The organism is Kaistella sp. 97-N-M2 (assembly GCF_021513235.1).
Classification (GTDB): Bacteria; Bacteroidota; Bacteroidia; order Flavobacteriales; family Weeksellaceae; genus Kaistella.
Genome location: NZ_CP090976.1, coordinates 1,597,287 through 1,621,546 on the forward strand (window position 1 = coordinate 1,597,287; position 24,260 = coordinate 1,621,546).

General features: G+C 42.1%; 24 protein-coding genes and 1 tRNA gene. 11 read left to right on the forward strand and 14 right to left on the reverse strand.

Annotated features, from left to right (window positions below):
- Positions 1-25: 25 nt before the first annotated feature.
- The 4 genes from L0B70_RS07600 to L0B70_RS07615 form a co-directional block, all read right to left on the reverse strand.
- Positions 26-1,648 carry an LIC_10190 family membrane protein gene (locus L0B70_RS07600; protein ID WP_235141222.1) on the reverse strand — a complete coding sequence of 541 codons (1,623 nt, stop codon included), beginning with the start codon at positions 1,646-1,648 and terminating at the stop codon, positions 26-28.
- A 52-nt stretch (positions 1,649-1,700) separates the two neighbouring features.
- On the reverse strand, positions 1,701-2,288 hold the full coding sequence (locus L0B70_RS07605) for a YMGG-like glycine zipper-containing protein (protein WP_235141223.1): 588 nt from the start codon (positions 2,286-2,288) through the stop codon (positions 1,701-1,703).
- Positions 2,289-2,447: 159 nt separating this feature from the next.
- A tRNA-Cys gene (locus L0B70_RS07610) sits at positions 2,448-2,521 on the reverse strand.
- A 97-nt stretch (positions 2,522-2,618) separates the two neighbouring features.
- Positions 2,619-3,995, reverse strand: coding sequence for a DUF4403 family protein (locus tag L0B70_RS07615; RefSeq protein ID WP_235141224.1), 1,377 nt, complete (start codon positions 3,993-3,995; stop codon positions 2,619-2,621).
- A 154-nt stretch (positions 3,996-4,149) separates the two neighbouring features.
- On the opposite strand from L0B70_RS07615, the gene L0B70_RS07620 reads away from it, so the two are divergent.
- Both L0B70_RS07620 and ribB read left to right on the forward strand, forming a co-directional pair.
- On the forward strand, positions 4,150-5,145 hold the full coding sequence (locus L0B70_RS07620; protein WP_235141225.1) for an LLM class flavin-dependent oxidoreductase: 996 nt from the start codon (positions 4,150-4,152) through the stop codon (positions 5,143-5,145).
- Between the two features lie 190 nt (positions 5,146-5,335).
- Positions 5,336-6,457, forward strand: a complete 1,122-nt coding sequence (gene ribB, locus L0B70_RS07625; RefSeq protein ID WP_235141226.1) for a 3,4-dihydroxy-2-butanone-4-phosphate synthase — start codon at positions 5,336-5,338, stop codon at positions 6,455-6,457.
- Positions 6,458-6,525: 68 nt separating this feature from the next.
- Here ribB and lnt read toward each other — a convergent pair whose 3' ends face one another.
- The 7 genes from lnt to L0B70_RS07660 all read right to left on the reverse strand — a co-directional run bounded on the left by lnt (position 6,526) and on the right by L0B70_RS07660 (position 12,284).
- Complete coding sequence (gene lnt, locus L0B70_RS07630) at positions 6,526-8,160, reverse strand: apolipoprotein N-acyltransferase (protein ID WP_235141227.1); 1,635 nt, start codon at positions 8,158-8,160, stop codon at positions 6,526-6,528.
- 104 nt (positions 8,161-8,264) lie between these two features.
- Positions 8,265-8,633, reverse strand: a complete 369-nt coding sequence (gene folB, locus L0B70_RS07635; RefSeq protein ID WP_235141228.1) for a dihydroneopterin aldolase — start codon at positions 8,631-8,633, stop codon at positions 8,265-8,267.
- A gap of 8 nt (positions 8,634-8,641) precedes the next feature.
- A complete protein-coding gene (locus L0B70_RS07640; protein ID WP_235141229.1) occupies positions 8,642-9,013 on the reverse strand; it encodes a hypothetical protein in 372 nt (123 codons plus the stop codon).
- Between the two features lie 11 nt (positions 9,014-9,024).
- Positions 9,025-10,044 carry a quinolinate synthase NadA gene (nadA, locus tag L0B70_RS07645; protein ID WP_235141230.1) on the reverse strand — a complete coding sequence of 340 codons (1,020 nt, stop codon included), beginning with the start codon at positions 10,042-10,044 and terminating at the stop codon, positions 9,025-9,027.
- Position 10,045: 1 nt separating this feature from the next.
- Positions 10,046-10,777: a hypothetical protein gene (locus tag L0B70_RS07650; RefSeq protein ID WP_235141231.1), complete on the reverse strand. Its 732-nt coding sequence runs from the start codon at positions 10,775-10,777 to the stop codon at positions 10,046-10,048.
- On the reverse strand, positions 10,774-11,337 hold the full coding sequence (gmk, locus tag L0B70_RS07655) for a guanylate kinase (RefSeq protein ID WP_235141232.1): 564 nt from the start codon (positions 11,335-11,337) through the stop codon (positions 10,774-10,776). The genes L0B70_RS07650 and gmk overlap by 4 nt, the downstream gene beginning before the upstream one ends.
- 89 nt (positions 11,338-11,426) lie before the next feature.
- A complete protein-coding gene (locus L0B70_RS07660) occupies positions 11,427-12,284 on the reverse strand; it encodes a YicC/YloC family endoribonuclease (RefSeq protein WP_235141233.1) in 858 nt (285 codons plus the stop codon).
- 130 nt (positions 12,285-12,414) lie between these two features.
- Between L0B70_RS07660 and L0B70_RS07665 the strand changes: the two genes are divergently transcribed.
- From L0B70_RS07665 to murI, 5 genes are all read left to right on the forward strand, one after another.
- A complete protein-coding gene (locus L0B70_RS07665) occupies positions 12,415-13,494 on the forward strand; it encodes a PASTA domain-containing protein (RefSeq protein ID WP_235141234.1) in 1,080 nt (359 codons plus the stop codon).
- 67 nt (positions 13,495-13,561) lie between these two features.
- Positions 13,562-14,620, forward strand: a complete 1,059-nt coding sequence (locus L0B70_RS07670) for an RluA family pseudouridine synthase (RefSeq protein WP_235141235.1) — start codon at positions 13,562-13,564, stop codon at positions 14,618-14,620.
- 50 nt (positions 14,621-14,670) lie between these two features.
- A complete protein-coding gene (locus L0B70_RS07675; RefSeq protein WP_235141236.1) occupies positions 14,671-15,621 on the forward strand; it encodes a PorP/SprF family type IX secretion system membrane protein in 951 nt (316 codons plus the stop codon).
- A 106-nt stretch (positions 15,622-15,727) separates the two neighbouring features.
- The gene (hemW, locus tag L0B70_RS07680; protein WP_235141237.1) at positions 15,728-16,852 is read left to right on the forward strand and encodes a radical SAM family heme chaperone HemW; all 1,125 of its coding nucleotides are present in this window, start codon (positions 15,728-15,730) and stop codon (positions 16,850-16,852) included.
- Positions 16,853-17,135: 283 nt separating this feature from the next.
- Entirely contained in the window at positions 17,136-17,966 is an 831-nt protein-coding gene (gene murI, locus L0B70_RS07685; protein ID WP_235141238.1) for a glutamate racemase, read from the forward strand.
- A gap of 148 nt (positions 17,967-18,114) precedes the next feature.
- Here the strand turns inward: murI and rsmD are convergent, their stop codons facing one another.
- The 3 genes from rsmD to L0B70_RS07700 form a co-directional block, all read right to left on the reverse strand.
- On the reverse strand, positions 18,115-18,690 hold the full coding sequence (gene rsmD / locus L0B70_RS07690) for a 16S rRNA (guanine(966)-N(2))-methyltransferase RsmD (protein ID WP_235141239.1): 576 nt from the start codon (positions 18,688-18,690) through the stop codon (positions 18,115-18,117).
- A 239-nt stretch (positions 18,691-18,929) separates the two neighbouring features.
- A complete protein-coding gene (locus L0B70_RS07695) occupies positions 18,930-19,652 on the reverse strand; it encodes a DUF3822 family protein (RefSeq protein WP_235141240.1) in 723 nt (240 codons plus the stop codon).
- Positions 19,653-19,758: 106 nt separating this feature from the next.
- On the reverse strand, positions 19,759-20,388 hold the full coding sequence (locus L0B70_RS07700) for a Smr/MutS family protein (RefSeq protein ID WP_235141241.1): 630 nt from the start codon (positions 20,386-20,388) through the stop codon (positions 19,759-19,761).
- A 115-nt stretch (positions 20,389-20,503) separates the two neighbouring features.
- Here L0B70_RS07700 and glyA point away from each other — a divergent pair, with 115 nt between their 5' ends.
- The 4 genes from glyA to L0B70_RS07720 all read left to right on the forward strand — a co-directional run bounded on the left by glyA (position 20,504) and on the right by L0B70_RS07720 (position 23,949).
- Positions 20,504-21,769 carry a serine hydroxymethyltransferase gene (gene glyA, locus L0B70_RS07705; RefSeq protein WP_235141242.1) on the forward strand — a complete coding sequence of 422 codons (1,266 nt, stop codon included), beginning with the start codon at positions 20,504-20,506 and terminating at the stop codon, positions 21,767-21,769.
- Between the two features lie 692 nt (positions 21,770-22,461).
- The gene (locus L0B70_RS07710; protein ID WP_235141243.1) at positions 22,462-22,755 is read left to right on the forward strand and encodes a GIY-YIG nuclease family protein; all 294 of its coding nucleotides are present in this window, start codon (positions 22,462-22,464) and stop codon (positions 22,753-22,755) included.
- A 205-nt stretch (positions 22,756-22,960) separates the two neighbouring features.
- Entirely contained in the window at positions 22,961-23,254 is a 294-nt protein-coding gene (locus L0B70_RS07715) for a GIY-YIG nuclease family protein (protein WP_235141244.1), read from the forward strand.
- Positions 23,255-23,655: 401 nt separating this feature from the next.
- The gene (locus L0B70_RS07720) at positions 23,656-23,949 is read left to right on the forward strand and encodes a GIY-YIG nuclease family protein (RefSeq protein ID WP_235141245.1); all 294 of its coding nucleotides are present in this window, start codon (positions 23,656-23,658) and stop codon (positions 23,947-23,949) included.
- Positions 23,950-24,260 lie beyond the last annotated feature (311 nt).

Consider the following 24,260-nt stretch of genomic DNA (forward strand, 5'->3'; position numbering starts at 1 on the left):
GAGTGCGCGTGAATAAACTAGGTTTTCAGCGCGGCAGATCTTTTAAAATTATTTTGAGTTTTTCCTTTTCTTCCGCGGAAATTTTTCGCCAAATAAATCCGTCTTTCAGTGAATTTCCTTTTAACTGCGGAAAAATTCCCGCATCTACATCTTCCTGAATAAAAGCTGGAGAAATCGCCGGCAAAGGTGTATCAAAACTGAAAGGATAATCCTGCACGACATTAAATTTTAAATTCCCGATTTGATGGGTTTCGTATTTTTTTAATTCAAAATGAGACGGTTTGTAAAACTGATTTGTGTTGAAACCCGTCATGAAACTACCGAGTTTAAAACTTGGTATTAAATCTTTCAATTGGCCCGGAAAACTTAGAAAGAGCAATCCTAAAACCGACAGGCAGGAAAAAGTGATGAGGGGTATTTTTTTCGAAACAGTTTCGTAAAAAATTACCAAAACGATAACCAAGAAAACGTCGAGAAAAAAGCGGTACTGCGCAGAAAATAAGAGAACCAGAATACTTTTGAAAAGAATCGAAATAAAAAGCAGCCACAAAATCCTGGACTTTCTTTTCACGCAAAAAAGTAAAAAGGTGATCAAACCCAAAAGAAAAGCAAAATGGATTTTTCCTTTAATTCCACTCAAAAAAAGCCAGTTTTTAAGGTAATCGAGTTTCGAAAATCGCTCAATTTCCGAAAACGCATACTGCATATCGTAGGTTTTCATGATTGCCATTTCGGCGGAATTTCGAAGCAATTCAGCATTCGGTTGCCCGGAAAAACCCAAATCGAAAAGCTCCAGAGGAAAAATCGGAAAGCCAAAAGTCCAGACATTTTTCATAAAAAACAGCAGCAGTAAAAGGATGCCGGGAATGATTACTTTTAAACGGACTTTTAAAATTACAACTCCATAAAGCAAGGCGAAAAGGGGCAGCCACACCATTGTCGGTTTTATTACAAACACAAACACCGAAAAAATAAAGAGCAGCGTGATTTTTTTATTGAAGTGTAGAAATTCGTTGGTGAGCATCAGAGAAATAACGATCACCGGTAAATCGGGGCTGGGAGACTGGCAGAAAAAAAATAAAAAGGGCAGGAAAATGAAATGAAGCCACGAGTGTTTTTCGAAGATGTAAACGACATAAACGAGAAGCATTAAAACATTAATCCTCAAAAAAGGATCGCTGAAATTTGAAAATCCCGCCTGAAAAATATGCCATACGGACATTTGGCCGAGCAGTAAATCGAGGTTCGAAATTCCTCTGACCATACCAACCTCCGAAAGCCATTTAATGGTGGGAACGTAATACCCGAAATGATCCAGAATAAAAGGAAAATAGGAGCCAAATAAAATTGTAACCAGAGAAAGGGGAATAAAATACAGCGCGTTTCGTGCGAGAAAAAGCCGGAAGTCACGGTACATTTTAAAGTAAAAAAAGGATAAAAGTCCAACGGCCAAGGTGCCGCCTTCAACATAAATATTTAAGGGAAGGAAGAAAGAAAGAAGCGTAAACAGAGTAGCCACGGTAAATATACCAGCCAATAAGTAGAAAGAAATTCCCGAGAAAATCGCTCCAAACAAGTGGGAAAAAATTCTGCCCCACCCAGCCAAAACCGGAAGCAAAACAAGGAGCATGAAGACGATGTATACCATAAAAAAAGATTGCTTAAAAATAAGCAATCTTTCTGTATGTTAAGTTGTTTTCTTAATTTCTGGGTTGTACTCTGCCGTCTTTTCGGTCGCCTGCACGGCCAATCGTATAACCAGTTGCACCACCAACCACGCCTCCAACTACTGCACCAAGACCACGGTTTTTCTTGCTGATAATCGCACCGGCAGCGGCACCACCTACCGTTCCGATAATGGTTCCTTTGGCGGCTTTACTCATTCCTTTTTTCTGAGTTGTTCCCTGCGAAGTTCCGGCATAGCTTCCATTGTTAGTGGATCCGGAAGAACTTGCGGCGCGCGGCGTATTGTTTACGTAAACCGTTTTTGTCTCACGAATAACCTGAGGTTTTGCAGCGGCCTGCGCCTTGCTGACTTCTGCAATACTGTCGGCTTTTTTTTGTGTTTCGTACGCCATTTTTTCTTTTTCGATGGCTAATTTTTGTTTTTCAATTTCCAGCTGTCTGGATTGAAATTCCATTTTCTGCTGATCCAAAGATTTTTCAGCGACAGAATTGTCTTTCGTACATGCCGCTAAAAGTAACATCGACATTGCGCCTGTTATAAAAAAGCCTTTTACAGCCTGCTTCTTATCTTCTATCTGTGTTATTACGTTGGTTGCATTCATAATCTTAATTTTTGAGAAATGATAAATTGAATAGTAACATTTAGTATTCTTCTTGGGGGTATAGCCAAAAACGTAACCAATGCAGTGTTAAGGATATGTTAAAAAATATAAGAAGATATAAAAAATAAGCAAGTAACTGTAAATCAGCTACTTGCTTAATGGAGGTTCCTAGCGGATTCGAACCGCTGTAGATGGTGTTGCAGACCACTGCCTAACCACTCGGCCAAAGAACCATTTGGGTTTGCAAATATAGGTTTTTTTATTTTCGGGTAAAAATTTATTTTAAAATTTTCCCTGAGAATTGATTCTGCGAAGGCGAACGTCGTAAAATTACAATCCCTTTACCAATAGTTTCAACTGTGCTTCCGTATTAATAACAACCGTAATTCCGACGGGATTTAATATAATTTGAGACGGCGTAAGTTTAAAAACGCGTCCCTGCATTTTCAAGCCTTTATAATATTCTTTATTAAAGGTTTCCTCGATGCTGTTTTTGGAAGAATCTTCCAGATCAGCCGTCGGGATTCCGTATTCGTCTTCGATCATGTTTACGATTTTACGCTGAAATAAAAGGGTGGCGGCTTTGTAGAGGATGTTTTTTGTTTTAAGTTTAAAACGCGTGTCGCTCAGCACAATTTTGCGCTTCACCGCATCGTAAACCGGTATTCCCGTAATAGACGAAATTCCCTCAACGGCGCCTTCTGTTGTTGCTTCAATTGCAACCCGATCCTCTTCGCCCGAAACGTTAATGGCGGTGATTTTAATTTTTGATTTGCCGTCCCGAAAGTCGAATTCCTTGCCAAGAAACGTTTTCTCCGCGATAACCGTGGCTTCTGTGAACGGAATATTGGCAGTGGTTTGCAGCAGAAATTTTTCCGGCAAAGTCTGCACGGAATTAAAATTTGCAATCGTTCTGATGGTGGGCGAGGCCGCGGGCTTCTGTCCGGAAAATGTTTCCGAGTACGTGTCGATACCGATGTTTGCATCAATTTGATTTCCATAGAAAATGAGCGGGGAAATATTAACGCTCACCGGCGTAATCTTCAACCATGTATCATATTCTTCGGAGATATTAAAAGGCTGCGCAAACTGGTTCCAGGCCATGATGGCATACTGCTGAAAGTTTAGTTGCGTGAGCATCATTTCATCAATTTTTTTCGAGAAATCCTTTTGTTGCTGCTTTAAACTGTTTTCAACAAGCGAGGTGATCGGGATCTGAATCTTACCGTAATCCAAAACGGGTTTGGTCACCCATTTAAAGCCCATGGGCGTGGTGCGGGTCGCCATTGTCCAGTTATTGTTGAACGTGAGTTGCGAATTAAAGTACATTACCGTTTCGAAAGTCGTATTTTGATACGTGTAAATTCCGAATGATCCGATGCCCTTTTCTGCGCGGATTCTTAATGGAACTTCAATAAGAAGGTTTTGTTTTGTGCCGCCCACTAAGCGAATGGGCCGCGTTTTCCAGACTTTTACCTTGAACTGATCATTATTGTTATCGCTAAAAGAATCGTCCTCGAAAATTAAATTTCCAACGGAAGCATTGATGAGGTTCCCGATTTCCGCAAGTGGAATTTTCACGGGCATCGAAATGGAAGACTTAATTTTCGGGAAATTATAATTGACTTCCGGTGTCATCATGGTCGGTTGCTGCGCAGCTCCGTTAAAAATAAAAATAAGAAGAAGTATTGTTAAAAAATTCCTCATCGCTTATTTATTTTTTGGAATACAAATGTGCATAAATTTTGAATAATAGATAAAAATTATTTTCATCATCACTTTTGAATCCGCTCAAAATGCGCACTCTTCTGCCGAAAGTCTTAATTTTGTAGGATTACAAAACGATTCATATCTTATACCAATGAAGAAACTAGAAATATCTGTACTGGATTTAGCTCCGGTGAAACAAAATAAAACCATTAACGATACTTTTAAGGACAGTTTGGCTTTGGCTCAGTTTGCAGAGCAGTTACACTACAAAAGATTCTGGCTGGCCGAACATCACAATATGGCGAGTATCGCAAGTTCCGCAACCTCTGTTCTTATTGGCTATATCGCGAACGGCACGCAAACCATTCGCGTAGGTTCCGGTGGCGTTATGTTGCCGAATCACAGTTCTTTGGTTATTGCCGAACAGTTTGGAACGCTGGAAAGTTTATTTCCGAAGAGAATCGATTTAGGCGTCGGCCGTGCGCCCGGAACCGACGGCATCACCGCCAAAGCTCTGGGACGAAATCCCATGAACATTAACCAGCATTTTCCGCACCAGATTCAGGAACTGCAGCGGTATTTCTCCGTTGAAAATTCGAAAAGTGCCGTACGCGCTATTCCCGGCGAAGGCTGCGATATTCCCATCTATATTCTGGGTTCCAGTACCGACAGCGCCTGGCTTGCGGCAAAAATGGGCTTGCCTTATGCATTTGCAGGACATTTTGCACCGGATATGATGGCGGTTGCGTTCGAGATTTACCGCACCAATTACGAGCCGAGTGAAGAATTCCCGCAGCCTTATATTATTGCCTGCGTCAACGGAATTGCTGCAGATACGGATCAGGAAGCGAAAAAACTGTCTACTACGCTTTATCAGGCGTTCATTAATATTATCCGCGACGACAGAAAACCGTATTCGCCGCCCGTGGATGATATCGACAATGTGTGGAATCCCATGGAAAAAGCGCACGTTATGAAAATGCTGCGGTACAGTTTTATCGGCAGTGAAAACACCATAAAAACAAAGATTCAGGAATTTCAAGAGATGTTCAACGTCGATGAGCTGATGATCACTTCGCATATTTACGAACAGGAAGCGCGTTTAAAATCGTATGCCATCATCCGGAAGGCTGTGGATTCTCTTTAAAAAAAATGAATGTGGCGATAAACCTGGAAAAATTTCATCTCTAAATTGGAGGCGCAGGAATGGAGTAGCCAGCAATAAAAAAATGGTATTCTTTCACATATTCAACTTAAATTCAGAAGGAAAAAGACGCCCACATTGGGATTGTCGGTTGCGCTAAATCTCAGTATCTTTGCAGAAATCTAAAAGTAAAATGTCGGATATTCAATTAAATACGATTCCTGAAGCAATTGAGGAGCTAAAAAACGGTAAAATAATTATTGTCGTCGATGATGAAAACCGGGAAAATGAAGGAGATTTTCTGTCTGCCGCAGAATTAACAACTCCCGAAATCATCAATTTCATGACGATTTTTGGTCGGGGTTTAATCTGTACGCCACTGCCGGAAAAACGGTGCGACGAGCTGGGTCTTGACATTATGGTAACACGAAGCAGTGATCCGAAGGAAACGGCATTTACGGTTTCTGTGGATTTGTTGGGCGCCGGAGTTTCCACGGGGATTTCCGCCAGCGACCGCAGTCAGACTATTTTAGCTTTGATGGATGAGAAAACGAAACCAGCAGATTTTATGCGTCCGGGACATATTTTCCCCTTGCGTGCGAAGAAAGGCGGCGTTCTCAAACGAGCCGGCCATACCGAAGCAGCCATTGATCTTACCAAATTGGCAGGCTTGAAAGAAGGCGGCGTGATCTGCGAAATTATGAACGACGACGGGTCTATGGCGCGTCTTCCGGAACTGATGGAGTTGGCAAAAAAACACGATCTGAAAATTGTCTCCATTGAAGATTTAATACAATACCAGTTAAGAAAAGGCGATCTTATCGAACGTTTGGAAGAAAGAAAAGTAAAAACCTTTTACGGAGACTTCGATTTTTTTGCATTTAAAGAAACGAGCACAGATCAAATTCATTTTGCTTTAACGAAAGGAAAATGGTCGGAAAACGAACCCATTTTGGTGCGCGTTCAGGCATCCAATTCCTATTTTGATGTTTTGAGCCGTTTGACGACGGGCGAAAAACCGCTCCTCGAAAAAGTAACCTCCATGATCAACGAAGAAGGAAAAGGTGCGTTGATTTTTATAAACAATGTATCGAACTCCGAAAATACGATGCGCAAACTGCAGCAGTTTTTGGATTTTCAGGACGGGCAGGAACAACGCCCGACTTTGGCTTCCAACTTCCACGATTATGGCATTGGAACGCAGATTTTAAAGAATTTAGGCATTAATAAATTCCGTGTTATTACGCAGAACGTGAATCAAAAACCTTTGGTTGGCGGTTACGATGTTGAGGTAACGGAAATGGTTGCCCTCTAGAAAAAGGCCCGCGCAAAAGCAAAAAATCCCGGTTCAATTACTGAACCGGGATTTTTTATGGATGGAAACTATTCCGTTTTTTTTCTGTTTTGAAACTTTTTAATCAGCGTATAAAAGACTAAAAATCCAAAAACGAAGATCGAAAAACGCGACAACAAATCGCCGGCTTTCGTGTAAAACGTCATTTTATCATAAAGATTTACTTTTGCGAAAAGCGTTGTTTTATCGCCGTAAAAAGTATCGGCAACCACATCGCCCCGCGCATTGATGTGGCCGGAAATCCCGCTGTTCGCGGCTCTGGCAATTTCGCGACGCGTTTCGATCGCGCGCAGTCTTGCGTACGCCATGAGTTGCTGATGTCCCTGCGTAACGCCCCACCAGGAATCGTTCGTCATAATTCCTAAAAAGTTCGCGCCCTTTTTCACGTAGTCGGTCACGAATTCTCCGTAGATGCTTTCGTAGCAAATGATGGGTGCCATTTTGCCTTTGTTGAAAGGATTGCTGAAGGCTTTTCTTTCCGGATCTGTTGCAAGGGAAGCGGTGGTGCCACCCAAATCGATCATGGCATTTCCCAGCAAAGGTTTCAGAACGTTGATGTAGGGAAAGATCTCGACGCCCGGCACCAGTTTTCCTTTGTGATAAACTTCTACCTTTTGGTTTGGAATGATCTGAACCGCCGAATTGTAACTGTCTACATACATTCCCTGCGAGGTTTGGTAAGCAGTTTCCGATTTCTGATCCGCGTTCGGGTAAAAACGGTGGGAGGAAATTCCCGTGGCAAAGACCGATTTCGGATGTTTCGTTAAAAACGTTTTAACGCCATTGAGAAGCGTGCTTTGGTCAAAAGCCGTTTCGGAGATAGAGCCGTATCCTGGAAGCGAAGTTTCCGGACCGATGTAATAATCGATCTGGCCCTGTGAATTTTGTTCTGCCAACTGAAGAAGATCACTTAAGATCGTTAAGCTGTCTTTCGAATATTTCTCGGTGTACGGATTCAGTTCGGGTTGAAGCATTAAAACGTTGACGGAGCCAAGTGGTTTTTCGTCAAAATTTTGGTATTTCACCATCGAAATCAAGATGGGTATGACGATGAAAATGGTTAAAACGGAGGAATTGATAATGAGCGATCTGCGTTTTCTGCCGGCCTCCCAAATCCGCCATGTATAAAAAGCATAGACGTTGATGACCAGAATCCAAAAACTTCCGCCCGTGGCGCCTAAAGTATCGTACCATTGGATGATTTTGGGATAATCGGCGAAGACATTTCCCAGGTTCAGCCAGGGCCAGGTAAGTTCCCAGCTGAGGTGTATTTTTTCAAAAACCATCCAGATCGCGACGAAAAAGACGAGACCGAAATACGTTCCCTGCGCTTTTTTATAAAGATGATAGCATTGAAAAATAATTGAGTAGAACAACGAATTCAGCAAAACGGGTATTACCACGGCCATGAGCGAGTGCGTGCCGTCGGGATTTTTGGCACCGTAGAGCCAGCCGGTCGTTACGATATTCCAGATGATGAAACACAGATAAGTGAGACCGAAAATGGCGCGGCTTTTATTTTTTATTTTGGAAAATTTGGTAATTTCGTGCTCCATCATCAGAAGCGGAACAAGTGCAAAAAAGATAAAGAAGGGAACGCCGTAGGTCGGCCAGGAAATGCTTAGAAGCAGTGCGGATATTAAAGAGAGAAGCAGATATTTCATAAGTTTAAAGGAGACTTAACGGATTTTTGTCGGGAAGAACTTAAAATGACAGGGCACGCAAATTTAACCAAAATATCTTTGTTGAATTTTATAAAAAGTCGAATTTATTTTGTGTGGATTTCTTTCGCCATTTCTATGCTTACGCCGTCCATTTCGCCGCGCATGGGTGGATTGGTTTTGGTGAGTTTTATTTTGATAAAGGTAATCTGTGGAAAAGAGACTTGGAGCTTTTTGAAAATTCTGCCGATAATGTGCTCCAGCAATTGGGAAGGAATGGACATTTCCGCGTGGAGAATATCGTTGACCGCAGCGTAATTTATGGTATCCTGGAGATCGTCGGTTTCGGTGGCTTTCCAGAGGTCGGCGTGGACTTCTACATTCAGAATAAAGGTGGTTCCGATGATTTTTTCTTCGGGAAGAACGCCGTGGAAAGCGTAGATTTTGAGGTTTTCGAGGATTATTTTGGAGGTCATTTATTAATTTAATTATTAAAAATCACAGGTTCAATATTCACTATCAAGTAAAAGATTTGTGCAATATTTAAATTATTTTGTTTTGTAAACTCTTGTAATTGACCAATTGTTACATGTCCAATATTTCTTAAAAATTTTTCACCGTAAAATATATATGACATTTCTCCAAGAGACAATATAAAAATCTCATTTTTTCTATTAAGTGTAACTAAATTCATTGTCTCCTTAAGTGATTTTAAACTTAGAATCTGATTATGCAGTTTACCGATAATATCATTGACAATAATACTTCCACTTTCGTCCTTGAGTACAATATTCAAATGATCAATCCGAATCTGTGAAAGTTCCATTAAAAAATTTTCCGATGAAATATGTGGCATATTTTATAAAATTATTTAATCGTCGTACTCAGTTCCAGCATGGCTTCAATGGGTTTTAATGCTCTTAAACGCAAATCTTCGTCCATGAGGATTTCCGGCAGTTCGTATTTCATGCAGAGATAAAGTTTTTCGAGCGTATTCCGTTTCATGTAAAAACATTCGGAGCAGTTGCAGGATTCGTCGAAAACCAAGGCGGGGATGAGCTTTTTGTGCGGTGCGCGTTTTCGCATTTCGTGCAGAATTCCTTCTTCGGTGGCAACGATAAATTCCTGGGCATCGTCTTTTTCCACATAATTTAAAAGGGCAGAGGTGGAGCCGACAAACGCCGCCAGATCCAGAACCGGCGTTTCACTTTCGGGATGGGCGATAAGTTTTGCGTGTGGATGATCGGCCAGCTGCTGCGCGATTCTTTCCATGGAAAAAGCTTCGTGAACGATACAGCTGCCGTCCCAAAGGATCATGTCGCGGCCCGTTTTTTTGGCTAGATATCGGCCCAGATTTTTATCGGGCGCAAAAATTATCGGACGGTCTTCGGGCAGCGATTTGATGATGGTTTCCGCGTTGGAGCTCGTCACAATAATATCGGATTCGGCCTTCGTTTCGGCGTTGCAGTTGATGTAGGTCGCGATTAAAGCGTTCGGGTATTGCGCGCGCATGGCACGTAGACCTTCGCCGCTGCAGCCGTCTGCGAGGGAGCAACCCGCCTGCGTGTCCGGGAGAACAACTTTTTTTCCGGGATTTAAAATTTTCGCGGCTTCGGCCATAAAGTGAACACCGCAAAAAGCGATCATATCGGCATTGGTATCTTTCGCGGCGCGCGCCAACTGGAGCGAGTCTCCTAAATAATCGGCAATATCCTGGATGGCCGGCGGCTGGTAATAGTGCGCCAAAATAACGGCATTTTTCTCTTTTTTAAGGTCTAAAATTGCCTTTACCAAATCGTCTCCCGTGGGAATAATGAGGTCGTCGATTTTCAGGAATCCTCTTACCGGCAGGTTGGTTTTTGCTTTATCTAAATTTTCGGTACTCATGTTAAAAATATTTAGGATTCGGATGTATAAATGTATAATTAAAATCCTGAATCAGATGATCGGAGGAAATAATTCGGTTTGAATTTTTCTGGGAAGAAATGCCCGCTCCGTCAGTTTCGATATTAAGAATTTCCCCAATAGAAGGATGTTCCGGTGCTACCACATTGTAAATTTCGTCTCTTCGTTCAGACTCCATCACCAGTTCGACAATGGGTAAAATGTCTTCGTAATGGATGTAGTTCGTTCGTTTATGTGGATTTTCGGGCGTTCTGTTTTTAAAGAAATTCCGGAGTGCGCGCTCGTCGCCCATCAAACCGCCAAAGCGTAAAATATTTGTTTGCGGATATTTTGTTTGAACTAAATTTTCGGCTGCCAAAATATCCGGACGGAGATTTTCCGTATCTTTTTCCGTGAAAGTTTGGTCTGCCGTAGGATAGATTCCGGTAGAACTGAAAAGGATGGTTTTCGGAAAAGATTTTTGAAATTTTTCGAAGCCGCTGCGCCAGCTTTCGCGTGAAATCGGCATGCTGAAAACAGCCACGTCAACCTCATTCAAAAAATCGAAATTTTGTGTCTTGCTGAAATCGAGGAGGTGAACTTCGTCTGCCACTTTTTGTAAAACGGGAATTTTTTCCGGTGTAGTGGTGGTCGCCAGGACAAAATGTTTCTTGTTTTTCAGATAAGCGGCCAGTCTTATTCCGACCCAGCCGCACCCAATGATGGCAATTTTCATGATTTTAAAAACTTTTTCAGCAGATCTTCCACATTTTTTTTTGCGACTTCCAGATCACTGTTAATCAAAATGACGTCGAATTCATTTTTAAAAGCCATTTCGTCGGCGGCTTTATGAACGCGGGTTTTTATAGTTTTCAGATCATCGGTCCCGCGCGAAATCAGGCGCAGCTCCAGTTCTGCCACCGAGGGCGGCATAATGAAAATGGAAAGTGCCTGATCGCCAAAATATTTTTTGAGGGAAATTCCACCTTTCACATCAACATCAAAAATAACCACTTTTCCGCTCGCCCAAATGCGCTCTACTTCGGATTTTAAGGTGCCGTAATATTTATCTTCGTACACTTCTTCAAATTCCACAAAAGCCTCTTCCGTAATTTTCTGGCGGAATTCGTCGGGCGAAACAAAATGATAGTCGATGCCATGCACTTCGCTGCCGCGCAAATCTCTCGTGGTACACGAAATGGAAAACTGCAGATCCGGAAATACGTCCAGACAGTGCTTAACCAAGGTTGTTTTTCCGCTTCCGGAAGGTGCCGAGAAAATGATAACTTTATTCATGAATAAGTATTGATTGTTGGTGAATGATGTATTATAGATCATTAATAAAAGCGTTTAGTGCTTCATCAATGTTACTAATCACGCCTCAATTATAAAACGTTCAGCGTCTGTTCCTTAATTTTTTCCAGATCATCTTTCATCATTACGACGAGTTTTTGGATTTCTGCGTGGTTGGCTTTGGAACCGAGCGTATTGATTTCCCGGCCGATTTCCTGCGAGATAAAACCGAGTTTTTTTCCGTTGAAATCTTCGTTTTTCGCGACTTCCTGATAATATTTAAGATGCTGCGTTAACCGTACTTTTTCTTCGGCAATATCTAATTTTTCCGTATAATAAGCCATCTCCTGGTAAAAACGTGTTTCATCGATCTGGTCAAACTCGTTCATGGATTTGCGGTAACGTTCCTTCACACCGTCCATCCGCACGTCTTCGTAAGGTTCCACCTGCGCGAGATAAGATTCGATCTTGCGGATGTTTCTCCCGAGTTCTTCCTGCAGGATTTCGCCTTCCGTTTCGCGGAAATTATTGAATTTCATGAGGGCTTCATTTAGAACTTCGATAAGAAAAACCCATTCGTTGTCATTAAGCTCGTCCGGGCGGGAAGAGATGGCTTCCGGCATTCGGATGGCCATTTTCAGATATTCGAAATCGGGGCCGTCGCCGGAGATTTTCCGGAGTTCTGCGATGTAGGCTTTCACGAGATCATGATTAATGGTCACATCGTTTGTGTCGTCTAAAGTTTCAACATTGATGTAACAGTCCACTTTTCCGCGCAGAATCCGGTCGTTCAGAATTTTTCGGATTTCGAATTCTTTTTCTTTATACCGCAAGGGCATCTTGATGTTGAGGTCGAAAGATTTGCTGTTGAGCGATTTCAGATCGATGGTAATTTTTTTACCGTCGAAGGTGCCTTCGCTTCTCCCGAAGCCGGTCATGGATAGAATCATGTATTTTCTTTAAGAGACAAAGGTAAATATTTCAAAACTTTTCGGCTGAAAAATTTCGGGCCAAAACTTTTCGGTGATTTTCCGAAAAGATAATTTTATATATTTGCACTTACAATAAAGATTTAGAAATATGCTTAAATCGCTTTTCCACTGGAAAGTCTTGGTCAATTTACTTTTGGCAGCTGCCATTTTCACAGGTCTGGTTTGGCTTACCTTTCGTTGGTTGGAGATGCACACGAATCACGGCAAAGAGATCGCTGTTCCGAATGTGATGAACAGATCTGTTCAGGATGCCATTAAAATCCTCGACGATTCCGGTTTGGAATATGAGGTGGACAGTTTTAAATATGATCCCAAATACCGTCCGTTTCAGGTTTTACAGATTTATCCCAGCCCGGGTTCCCGCGTAAAAGACGGCAGAACCATCATTATGAAGGTTAATCCAAGAACCTATGCGCAGGTTTCCGTTCCGGATATTTTAGACCGATACAAAGGTTTAGCATTTCGGCAACTGGAACAGGTGGGTTTAAAAGTGGGCGATACGATTTTTGAACCGAGTATTCAAAGAGACGCGGTAATTCGTATGATGTACAACGGTGCCACCCTGAAACCGGGTTCGCTTTTGCCGCGGTTTACCACAATCGATCTCGTGATTGGCGCAGGACCGAAGAGAAATATTTCCGTTCCCAATTTAGTAGGACTTACGGTTCAGGAAGCGAAAGCCATTATTGCACAAAATTTATTTGAAGTTGGCCTCGTGGAATACGAAGATAACAACAATGATGAATCCGATATCGTTTACTATCAGGATCCCGCGTCTTATGACGTCCGCGACCAGGGAATGCAGATCGATATCTGGGCGAGTAAGAAAACACCCGCCGAAATGGGTGGTAAAATCGCGCAGCTGAACTCCATTTACAGAATTAAAATCGATACGGTAGCGCCTTCCCAGAACTACTACGAAGATCCGATGTACAGAGCTCCGGAACGTCGTACGCAACCACAAGTGGAACGAGCGGTGCCCGTGACGCCACAGAGGGAAGCTCCAAAACCGGAAGTAAAAAGTACAGAAGCTCCAAAAACCGCAACCGATCAAAAAACCACTGTAACGACGCCGAAAACAACGACACCGAAAACAACCACACCAAAAGCGACAACGGCCCCAAAACCGGACGAAAAGCCGAAAGCCAAAAAGGTAATCGTTGAGTAGTTTTTTACGAATTATAAAATCTTAAAGCTTCAACGGTAATGTTGGAGCTTTATCTTTCACAGATAAAATGACAGACGAACACGAACAGTTTTCCGAAGAAGAAATACCGGATCAGGAATCGAACGAAGCGGAATCAGAAGGACTTTACGAGCATCTTTCCATTAAGGTCGATCGCGGACAGGAACCGCTTCGCATCGATAAATTTCTTTTTATTTTCCGTCAGAATTCTTCCCGAAACAAAATCTCTCAAACCTGCCGCGCCGGAAACGTGGTGGTGAATGGCGTGCCCGTAAAACAGAACTACCGCGTAAAACCCGGCGACGAAATTTCGGTGCTTTTAACGAAACCGCCGCGCGAAAACATCATCATTCCACAAGATATTTCTATAAACATCGTTTATGAGGATGACGACGTGGTGATTGTGGATAAAGCCGCGGGAATGGTGGTTCATCCAGGTCATGGGAATTATGACGGCACTTTGATCAACGCGCTGGCTTTTCATTTCGAAAAAAACGGTCAGAAATCGGATCTGGATCGTGTAGGCTTGGTTCATCGGATCGATAAAGATACATCGGGATTACTGGTGATTGCAAAAAACGAATATGCCTTAAGTTTCCTCGCGAAACAGTTTTTTGAGCGCAAAACCAAAAGACTGTACTGGGCTTTTGTGTGGGGCAATGTGGCAGAAGATGAAGGAACCATCACCGGAAATATCGGGCGGCACCTTAAAAACCGCATGCAGATGGCGGTTTTTGAAGACGGAAGTTTAGGAAAGCATGCTGTAACCCATTATAAAGTATTGGAGCGTTTCCGCTACATTACGTGGGTGGAATGCAAACTGGAGACGGGGAGAACGCATCAGATCCGCGCGCATTTTAAACATATCGGGCACACTTTGTTTAATGATGAGCGGTACGAAGGAAATCATATTTTAAAAGGCGTGAATATGCCGAAATACAAGCAGTTTGTAAAAAATGTCTTTGAAATTTTGCCGCGTCATGCCCTGCACGCGCATACTTTAGGGTTTATTCATCCGACAACGAAAGAGGAAATGTATTTTGAAAGTCCCATGCCGCAGGATATGGATGAAGCGGTGAAGAAATGGCGGAATTATCTGGAATCTTAATTACATAAAAACTTTTTTTATATTTGCTGAAATTGCACGCATCATTAATTATGAGAAAAATATATACGTTATTTTTCGTGGTGGTTTTCTTCGGAACCTACAAAAGCCAGGAAACACTGCCTTATTACCAACAGTATCTGCTGGAAGGCGATTTCCTATTTAATCCTGCCCTTTATGGCAAAACCGACGATGTGGTGCTGAATTTAAACTACCAAAAGCAGTTTTCGCAGTTCGATCAGTCGCCGAATGTGCAGTCCATCGGCATGCATGCCAATGTTTTCGACAGGGTAGGCGCAGGTTTAACTTTTTTCCGCGATCAGAACGGACCGATTTCCGCGAACGGCATTGGCGCGGGCGCCTCCTATTTTATTCCTCTCGATGATGACGGTGAACGAAAAAGCCAGTTTTCCTTTGGGACGAATGTGAATTTCTACAATTTGAGTATTGATCTGGGAGCGCTCAACCCGCAGGATCCGGGCGATCCAACGCTGTCTTCTGATGCCAATTCCTTATTTTTGGTCTATGCCAATTTGGGGATGGCGGTAACGTACCGTAATTTTTTCGCGGGCGTTTCCGTTAACGATATTGCTTTAACCAACGATATTCCCATCGTGAACGGCATTGAGCCGGAACCAACCAAATTTATCATCAACGCGGGTTATGATTATTATTTAAATGAACAGCTTTATGTAACGCCGTCGGTTTCGATGAATTTTAATACGAATTCCACGCGCATCACCGATTTAAATTTAATGGGAACCGCGGTGGGCGATCAAAATTCCTTTTCCGCGGGTGCCAGCATGCGAAGTTCCAAGAATCAGTTTGGCAGCCAGAATCTGGGTATTTCTCCCATCGTCAAAGCTACGGTGAACAACTTCTTTTTTGGTGCCACTTATAATTTCGGTCTGTCGGATATTCAGGAGTACGCCGGCAGCAGTTTTATGCTGAGCGTGGGGTATAATATTGAAAACTTTATCAATTCGAGAGGATTCAGATATTAAGGTTGCTTGGCGGTAATTGAAGATGATGAATGATTATCTTTGTCGCACACAATCCTAACCTAATGTTCCAACCGGCATTTTTTGCCTTTTTCCTGGCTCTTTTCCCATGATCTATCTCCACATTCCTTTCTGCAAACAAAAATGCAGCTACTGCAACTTCCATTTTTCTACGTCTTTAAACTATAAGGAAGATATGGTTGCGGCGATTAAAAAGGAAATTTTTCTGCGCAAAGACGAACTGGAAAGTCAAAATTTAAAATCCCTTTATTTCGGCGGAGGAACGCCTTCTATACTTAAGGTTAAGGAACTGCAATCCATTATTGATGAGGTTTTAAAATATTTTGCTTTTGAGGCGGACATCGAAATCACGCTCGAAGCAAATCCCGATGATTTGGATAAAAACTTTCTTATGGAGCTGTCAAAAACGCCATTTAACCGGCTGTCCATCGGAACGCAAAGTTTTTTTGAAGCAGATTTAAAATTGATGAACCGCGCCCACACTTCGAATGAAGCGGAAGATTCCATCAAGCGCGCACAGGATTTTGGCTTTGAAAATATCAGCATCGATTTAATTTACGGATCACCAACTTCCAGTTTCGACATCTGGAAAGAAAATTTAAATAAAACCATCGAACTGCAGGTGCCGCACATTTCTTCTTACGCGCTAACGGTTGAACCGAAAACCGCTTTGAATACGTGGATTTCGCAGGGCAAGATTGCAGCGCCAAAAGAGACCGAACAGCACGAAGAATTTTTTTACATGACGGAATTTCTGAAAGGTCAGGGTTTCGATCATTACGAAATTTCTAATTTTGGAAAGCCGAGTTTTCACTCCAAACATAACTCCGCGTACTGGAATTATGAAGCGTATCTGGGCATCGGTCCGTCTGCGCATTCTTACAACGGGCGCAACGAGCGGAGCTGGAATATCGCGAACAATCAATTGTACATCAATTCTTTAAATCAAAATAAACCCGCAAAGGAAACGGAAATTTTAACACAAAAAGATCAGTTCAATGAAATGCTGATGATTGGTTTGCGGACCACGTGGGGCGTAAATTTATCTTCATTAAAGGAGAAATTCAGCAGCGAATTGACCGAGTCTTTTCAAACGCAAATTCAACAAAAAATTGCGGATGGAATTCTGGTCATCGAAAATAATTATTTGAAAATTCCGGAAAAACACTGGTTCCTCGCGGACGGAATTGCTGCCGATCTGTTTATTTTGTAAGCGGTACGAAGTTCAAAATAAAAAAAAATTAGCCATTAAGCGGTTACTATTATTCATATTTTTCGGAAAATATGGTGCGGCGTTTTCGACTTTCTGATAACAATTCTTTCATACCGTTTTTTTAAGATTTTTGATGTTAAAAGAGCTTAAGTGGCTCTTGCCTTTTGCTCTGGCTCTTCTTCGACGATTCAGGAATAACACAATTGAATTACAAGCACATTCACCTTTACATTCCGCCCGCACCATTGCAGCATAATTCGTATTTTTGTAAAAATTTTAGCTCTTGAAAACTAAAAAGCCCGATTTCAGCCACCTTTCTGCTAAACAGTCCATTGGGATTTTCGATTCCGGCGTGGGTGGATTAACCGTCGCAAAAGAAATTAAACGGTTGTTGCCGCACGAGGATCTGGTTTATTTTGGGGACACGAAACACCTGCCCTACGGCGAAAAATCGCGCGAAGCGATCGTGGGATATTCTACGAAAATCACGGATTTTTTGCTGGAGAAAAACTGTAAAGCAATCGTAATCGCCTGTAACTCCGCCACTGCAAACGCATTGAAAGAGGTTCTGGATTTGGTGGATCATCGGGTTCCCGTTATCGACGTCATTAATCCCGTGGCCGAAAAAGTTTCGTACGAAATCCACACCAATGTGGGCGTTATTGCGACGAAAGCTACGGTGAATTCGGGACTTTATAAAAAATCCATCCGCAAGCACAATAAGTTCATCAAAGTCGAGGAACTGGCCACGCCGCTGCTGGTGCCGGCCATTGAGGAAGGTTTTCGTAACCATCCGATCACGCATTCAATTATCTACAATTATTTGAGCAGCAGTAAACTGAAGAATATTGAAACTTTAATTTTAGGATGTACGCATTATCCGTTATTGCTGCCGGAAATCAAACAGTTTTACGGAAACCGAGTTCGCGTTATTGATTCTCCGACAATTGTTGCAAATCAGCTGAAAATGATTCTGGAAAAACACAACCTCCTAAACGAAAACAATCCAAAACCGACCTATCATTTTTACCTGTCGGATATCACAAAGAATTTCGAGAAAATCTCAAAAAAGTTCTTCGGCAAAAGTATTGATCTGGAACTGAAAGTACTTTAAGTTTCTTGCGCCGAATTCTAGGAAATTGCCACGAAAACACGAATGTTTAATATTTTCTACGTAGAAGCTGACGACAAAAAGGAAACTTTTTAGTTATTTCTGAATTAAAGATTTATCAGTCTTTGAAGACCAGGATTTGATATAAAAATTAAATTACTTCCGCAACCTCGTTTGGTTTAAAGAACGAAAAGCTTACGTTTCCGTACTTGCGCGTATCGATTAAATTCGGATGTTCCAGTTTCGTACGGCTTTGATGTTCGAGGATAAAAACGCCGTTTTCTTTGAGATAATTATTGTTCAGCACCAAAGAAATCAGTTCCTGGTACTTTTTTTCTTCCGTTTCGAAAGGCGGATCCGCTACAACAATTTCGAAGGTTTTTCGGTTTCGGTTTTTCTTCAGGTATTCAAAAACATCTGCACGCATTACATTAATCTGGGCGCCCATGTCGAGGTCGGTGGCGGTGGAATTGATAAAGCCGGCGTGTTTGGTATTCATTTCTACAGAAGTCACGTCTTTGCATTCTCTGGAAGCGAATTCCAGCGTAATGGAGCCAATTCCTGCAAACAGATCCAGCACCGAAATGGACGCGAAATCGAACCGGTACCGATTTTCGATAATGCTGAAGAGGGCTTCTTTTGCAAAATCCGTGGTGGGTCTTACATCGAAATTTTTCGGAGCGGAAATTCGTTTGGCTTTCCATTGGCCGCTGATGATTCTGTACATTGAGAGGTTGGTGTTTGTTAAATGATAGATAAAAGCAGGACTGAGAAAAGAATTTTATTTTTTTAACGCAAAGGCGCGAGATCAATTGTTGCTTACTCTTTAAGGCGCAAAGGCGTTTCACTTTGCAAAGTCAAGTCAAAACCCAGAGCCTTTTTTAGTACCGCAATAACTTTCATAAAAACCGACCATTTACCGCAATTTTCAGTTAGCTTTTTCACCTTTGCCTTGCTTCTGGAATTTTACCGGGCATTCAAAATAAAATTCTTTTTCGGAATATTATCGTAAACGATCTTTAAATTTTTTACGAATTTTTTCAGTTCGGAAATAAACGTTTCATTTTCGGTGGTTTCACCATAAACATAAAACTGGGTGTCGTTACTGCCGAAACCAATTTTGCTGAGCGTGAACATAATAAAATAAAGGAAATCCACTTCCGAATTTACGTCCAAATTATTATATAAAATCACTTTTTTGTGGTCGAGGGCGAAAAATTCACACTGCTGATGATAGAGATTGATATGAATTTCCTTCTGATTTTTTCCAGAAATTGTATTCAAAAACTGCTCCCCCGAAAAATTGAAATTCGTGGGCAGCGCCAGGTCTTTAATTTTGCGATAGGTCACTTTCGGCAAGGTATAATAAAACTGAAGGCCAAACTTTTTGTTGACGGAGAGCATTAATTCTTCTTTTTCGCGGTCGACAGGGGCGTTAAAGGCGATCAGGTCATAACCTAAATCGTGGTCCGAAAAACCTTCGGGCATCAAAGTAAAATGATTCAGCGCCGAGATGACGCTGATTTCTTTAAAGTTTTTCTGCTCTAAAACAGCGTCGAGTTTTGTCTGCAGAAAGTTTTCGGGCGAATCTTCGCTCACAAAAAAAGAATCTTCCCCGGAAACATTTCTGTTTCGGGAAATCTGATATTGCAGGCCGTCTTTCGTAAAAAGTAATTTGAGTTGTTCCATGCTTTACGCCAGCAAATTTATTAAAATTAATCGGCTTTCGGAATTTTCTTTATTATGAGCCTTTATGTAATACATGAGCTGAATTTGGGGATAGGACCTGAGGCCGTTATCGAAAAAAAACGAGGACGGTGCCCGATTGATGATGCAGAATTTCCTTGTTATGAAACTCGAGGTTCGTCTGGCTTTCCAACACGTCGTGGACCATTTGTTGCAAAACGCCGTCACCGATGCCGTGGATGATTTCGAGCTTCTTCAGGTTGTTTTTTCGGCAGTAATCCAATGTCGAGAGAAGTTTTTCCTTTTGGAGAAAAAGTCTTTCGAAGGAATCGTACGCGGCCGTATTTTTCACGAGGTTTTCAAAATGAAGATCGAGCAGGACCGGTTTTTTGTGATGCTTTTTGGAGACCGATTTAGAAAATTCTGTTTTTTGAACGGTGTGCATTTCGTCGTAAAGCCCGGCAGCCTGCAGCACAAGGTCAGACTCGTCGTACTCATACCGGAAGCCGTGTTCATCTTCGAGGATCACCTTTTTTCCCTGAATGGAGATAATTTTTCCTTTTAAATTTTCGTCCACCACCGAAACTGAGTCGCCTTTTTTCATTTCGTACTTTTCATTGCAGCGAAAATAAGAAAATTTCTGTTCTGGCCGTACCTTTGAAGTGCGTAGAAAAGTATCATTAACGTCATCCATGATATTTAGCGTTAAAGGTTTTGTGATCACGGTTTTTAATGCCATGAATTTTCACCCAAATCCCCGGATGTGTACTTTGCATTATGCTGCAAAAATCTTCCCGAAAATTTCCATAAATTTGAAGGCATATTAATCAGCTTAAAAACATCAATTATACCCTATGGATCCAATTTTTGACCTTATTGAACAGGAAAGACAACGGCAAACGCACGGCATCGAACTTATTGCATCGGAAAATTTTGTTTCCGAAAACGTGATGAAAGCGGTCGGAAGCGTTTTAACAAATAAATATGCGGAAGGTTATCCCGGAAAACGATATTATGGCGGGTGCGAAGTCGTAGACGAGGTGGAAACTCTGGCCATCGAAAGAGCGAAAGAACTTTTCGGTGTGGCGTATGCGAATGTGCAGCCGCATTCCGGGTCCCAGGCGAATGCAGCCATTTACCTGGCGGTACTGAAGCCGGGAGATCAGATTTTAGGTTTGGATCTGTCCATGGGCGGCCATTTAACGCACGGATCTTTTGTGAATTTTTCCGGAATTCAATACGGCGCCAATTTCTACGGCGTGGAGCGGGAAAGCGGTCTCATCGATTACGAAGCCATGCGTCAGAAAGCATTGGAGGTAAAGCCGAAAATGATCATCGCAGGGTATTCGGCGTATTCGCGTGATCTGGATTTTAAAAAATTCCGTGAAGTGGCTGATGAGGTAGGGGCGACACTTTGGGCCGATATTGCGCATCCCGCGGGATTGATTGCTAAAGGTCTTTTGAGTTCGCCTTTCGAACACTGCCATGTGGTGAGCACAACAACCCATAAAACACTTCGCGGACCGAGAGGCGGTTTAATAATGATGGGCAAAGATTTCGAAAACACATACGGACATCGAACACCAAAAGGTGACACTAAAATGATGAGTCAGGTTTTGGACAGTGCCGTATTTCCGGGAATTCAGGGCGGGCCACTGGAACATGTGATCGCCGGAAAAGCCGTCGCCTTTGCAGAAGCGATTGATGAGAAATTTGAAGTCTATACCAAGCAGGTTGTTGCCAATGCACGTGCTTTGGCCAAAGCCATGATCGACAATGGTTTCGATATTGTAAGTGGCGGCACGGATAATCATCTGATGCTCGTGGATCTCCGCAATAAAAATGTGAACGGCAAAGAAACCGAGAAAGCTTTGGTAAAAGCCGATATTACGTGCAACAAAAACATGGTGCCGTTCGATGACAAATCTGCCTTTACGACGTCGGGAATCCGTTTGGGAACGGCAGCGATCACGACGAGAGGTTTGAAAGAAAGGGATATGGAAGTTCTGGCCGGACTGATCAACGAGGTGGTGATGAACATTAACGATGAGGGCAAAATTGCGGAGGTTCGGAAGAAAGCGAATCAGATGATGGAAGGGAAGGCGTTGTTTAATTATTAAGGCTGCTGACTGCTTTGAGGTTGATGATTTTATACGAAACTTCTCGATACGCTGCGCTACTCGAAGTGACGACCGACAGAAGATTCGGATGCCTTTTAATTAGAAATCACGCCGTCAGTTCGAGTGATTTTGCGAAGCAAAATTGTATCGAGAACTTTATAACTAAGGCCGGTCCAAAACCACTTCTCAATACGCTGCGCTACTCGAAGTGACGGAGAGTTGAAGGGAGATGTAAAGGAGCATTTGATAAAGAACTTCTCGATACGCTTCGCTACTCGAAGTGACGGCGGGTTCAATGATTTGCTGAGGAGCACATAAAAAACTTCTCGATACGCTTCGCTACTCGAAGTGACGACCGACTGAAGATTCGGATGCCTTTTAATTAGAAATCGCGCCGTCAGTTCGAGTGATTTTGCGGAGCAAAATTGTATCGAGAACTTTATAACTAAGGCCGGTCCACAAGCACTTCTCGATACGCTGTGCTACTCGAAGTGACGGTGGGTTGAATGATTTGCTGAGGAGCACATAAAAAACTTCTCGATACGCTTCGCTACTCGAAGTGACGACCGGCTCAAGTTTTCGGATGCCTTTTAATTAGAAATCACGCCGTCAGTTCGAGTGATTTTGCGGAGCAAAATTGTATCGAGAACTTTTAAGACTAAAATAGTTGATATAAGAAAAAAGCAGGCAAAATGAATCTCTCATACGTCTATATTTTAAAATGTTCCGATGATACCTTTTACACTGGAGTAACAAGTGATCTGGAACAAAGGGTGCAGGAGCATGAGGGCGGAAAGCACGGTGATTCCTATACCGCCCAAAGATTGCCTGTCGAACTGGTCTATTTCTGTAGTTTTACGGATATTAATCTTGCCATTGAATTTGAAAAAAAGCTTAAAAAATGGTCGCGGGCAAAGAAACTGGCGCTCATTGAAAACCGGTATGATGATCTTCCGGCGCTTTCAAAAAAAGTTTTTAAAAAATGAGCAGTACGGTGATGGGATTTTAGTGTGAAAATATATTTTAAAAACTTCTCGATACGCTGCGCTACTCGAAGTGACGACCGGCTCAAGTTTTCGAATGACCCTTAAGTAATAATCGTGCCGTCAGTTCGAGTGATTTTGCGGAGCAAAATTGTATCGAGAACTTTTAAGACTGAAATAGTTGATATATTAAAAAAAAACAGACAAGATGGAGCTTTCATACGTCTATATTTTAAAATGTTCCGATGATACTTTTTACACTGGAGTAACAAGTGATCTGGAGCAAAGGGTGCAGGAGCACCAGGGCGGAAAGCACGGTGATTCCTACACCGCTCAAAGACTGCCTGTCGAACTGGTCTATTTCTGTAGTTTTACGGATATTAATCTTGCCATTGAGTTTGAAAAAAAGATCAAAAAATGGTCGCGGGCAAAGAAACTGGCGCTCATTGAAAGCCGGTATGACGATCTTCCGGCGCTCGCGAAAAAGGTTTTTAAAAAATGAGCAGTACGTGATGGGATTTTGAGTACAAGAATATAATCTAAAGGCTTCTCGATACGCTGCGCTACTCGAAGTGACGGTGGGTTGACGGCTTTCGTTTGTCCGTTAACAAGCGCAAACCGTAAGAAGTATCGCGCCGTCAGTTCGAGTGATTTTGCAGAGCAAAATTGTATCGAGAACTTAAGTGAACGATAAGTGATAACAGAACGGAATTGATTTATAAGAATTACACCAGAAAAAGATGTTTGATAAGAACTTCTCGATACGCTTCGCTACTCGAAGTGACGACCGGCTCAAGTTTTCGGATGCCTTTTAATTAGAAATCACGCCGTCAGTTCGAGTGATTTTGCGGAGCAAAATTGTATCGAGAACTTTTAAGACTGATATATTAAAAAACAGACAAGATGGAGCTTTCATACATCTATATTTTAAAATGTTCCGATGGTACCTTTTACACGGGAGTAACAAGTGATCTGGAACAAAGGGTGCAGGAGCATCAGGGCGGAAAGCACGGTGATTCCTATACCGCCCAAAGATTGCCTGTCGAACTGGTCTATTTCTGTAGTTTTACGGATATTAATCTTGCCATTGAATTTGAAAAAAAGATCAAAAAATGGTCGCGGGCAAAGAAATTGGCGCTTATTGAAAACCGGTGTGACGATCTTCCGGCGCTTTCAAAAAAAGTTTTTAAAAAATGAGCAGTAGGGTCATGGTATTTTGGTGCGAAAATATATTTTAAAAACTTCTCGATACGCTGCGCTACTCGAAGTGACGGCGGGGGTAAATTTGTAAGAATTGCACTAATTAGCTACTTTCGTCAGTTCGAGTGATTTTGCGAAGCAAAATTGTATCGAGAACTTTATAACTAAGGCTGGTCCAAAAGCACTTCTCGATACGCTTCGCTACTCGAAGTGACGGTGGGTTTAAGTTATCAGAATTGTATTAATTAAACGCTTTCGTCAGTTCGAGTGATTTTGCGAAGCAAAATTGTATCGAGAACTTAAGTGAA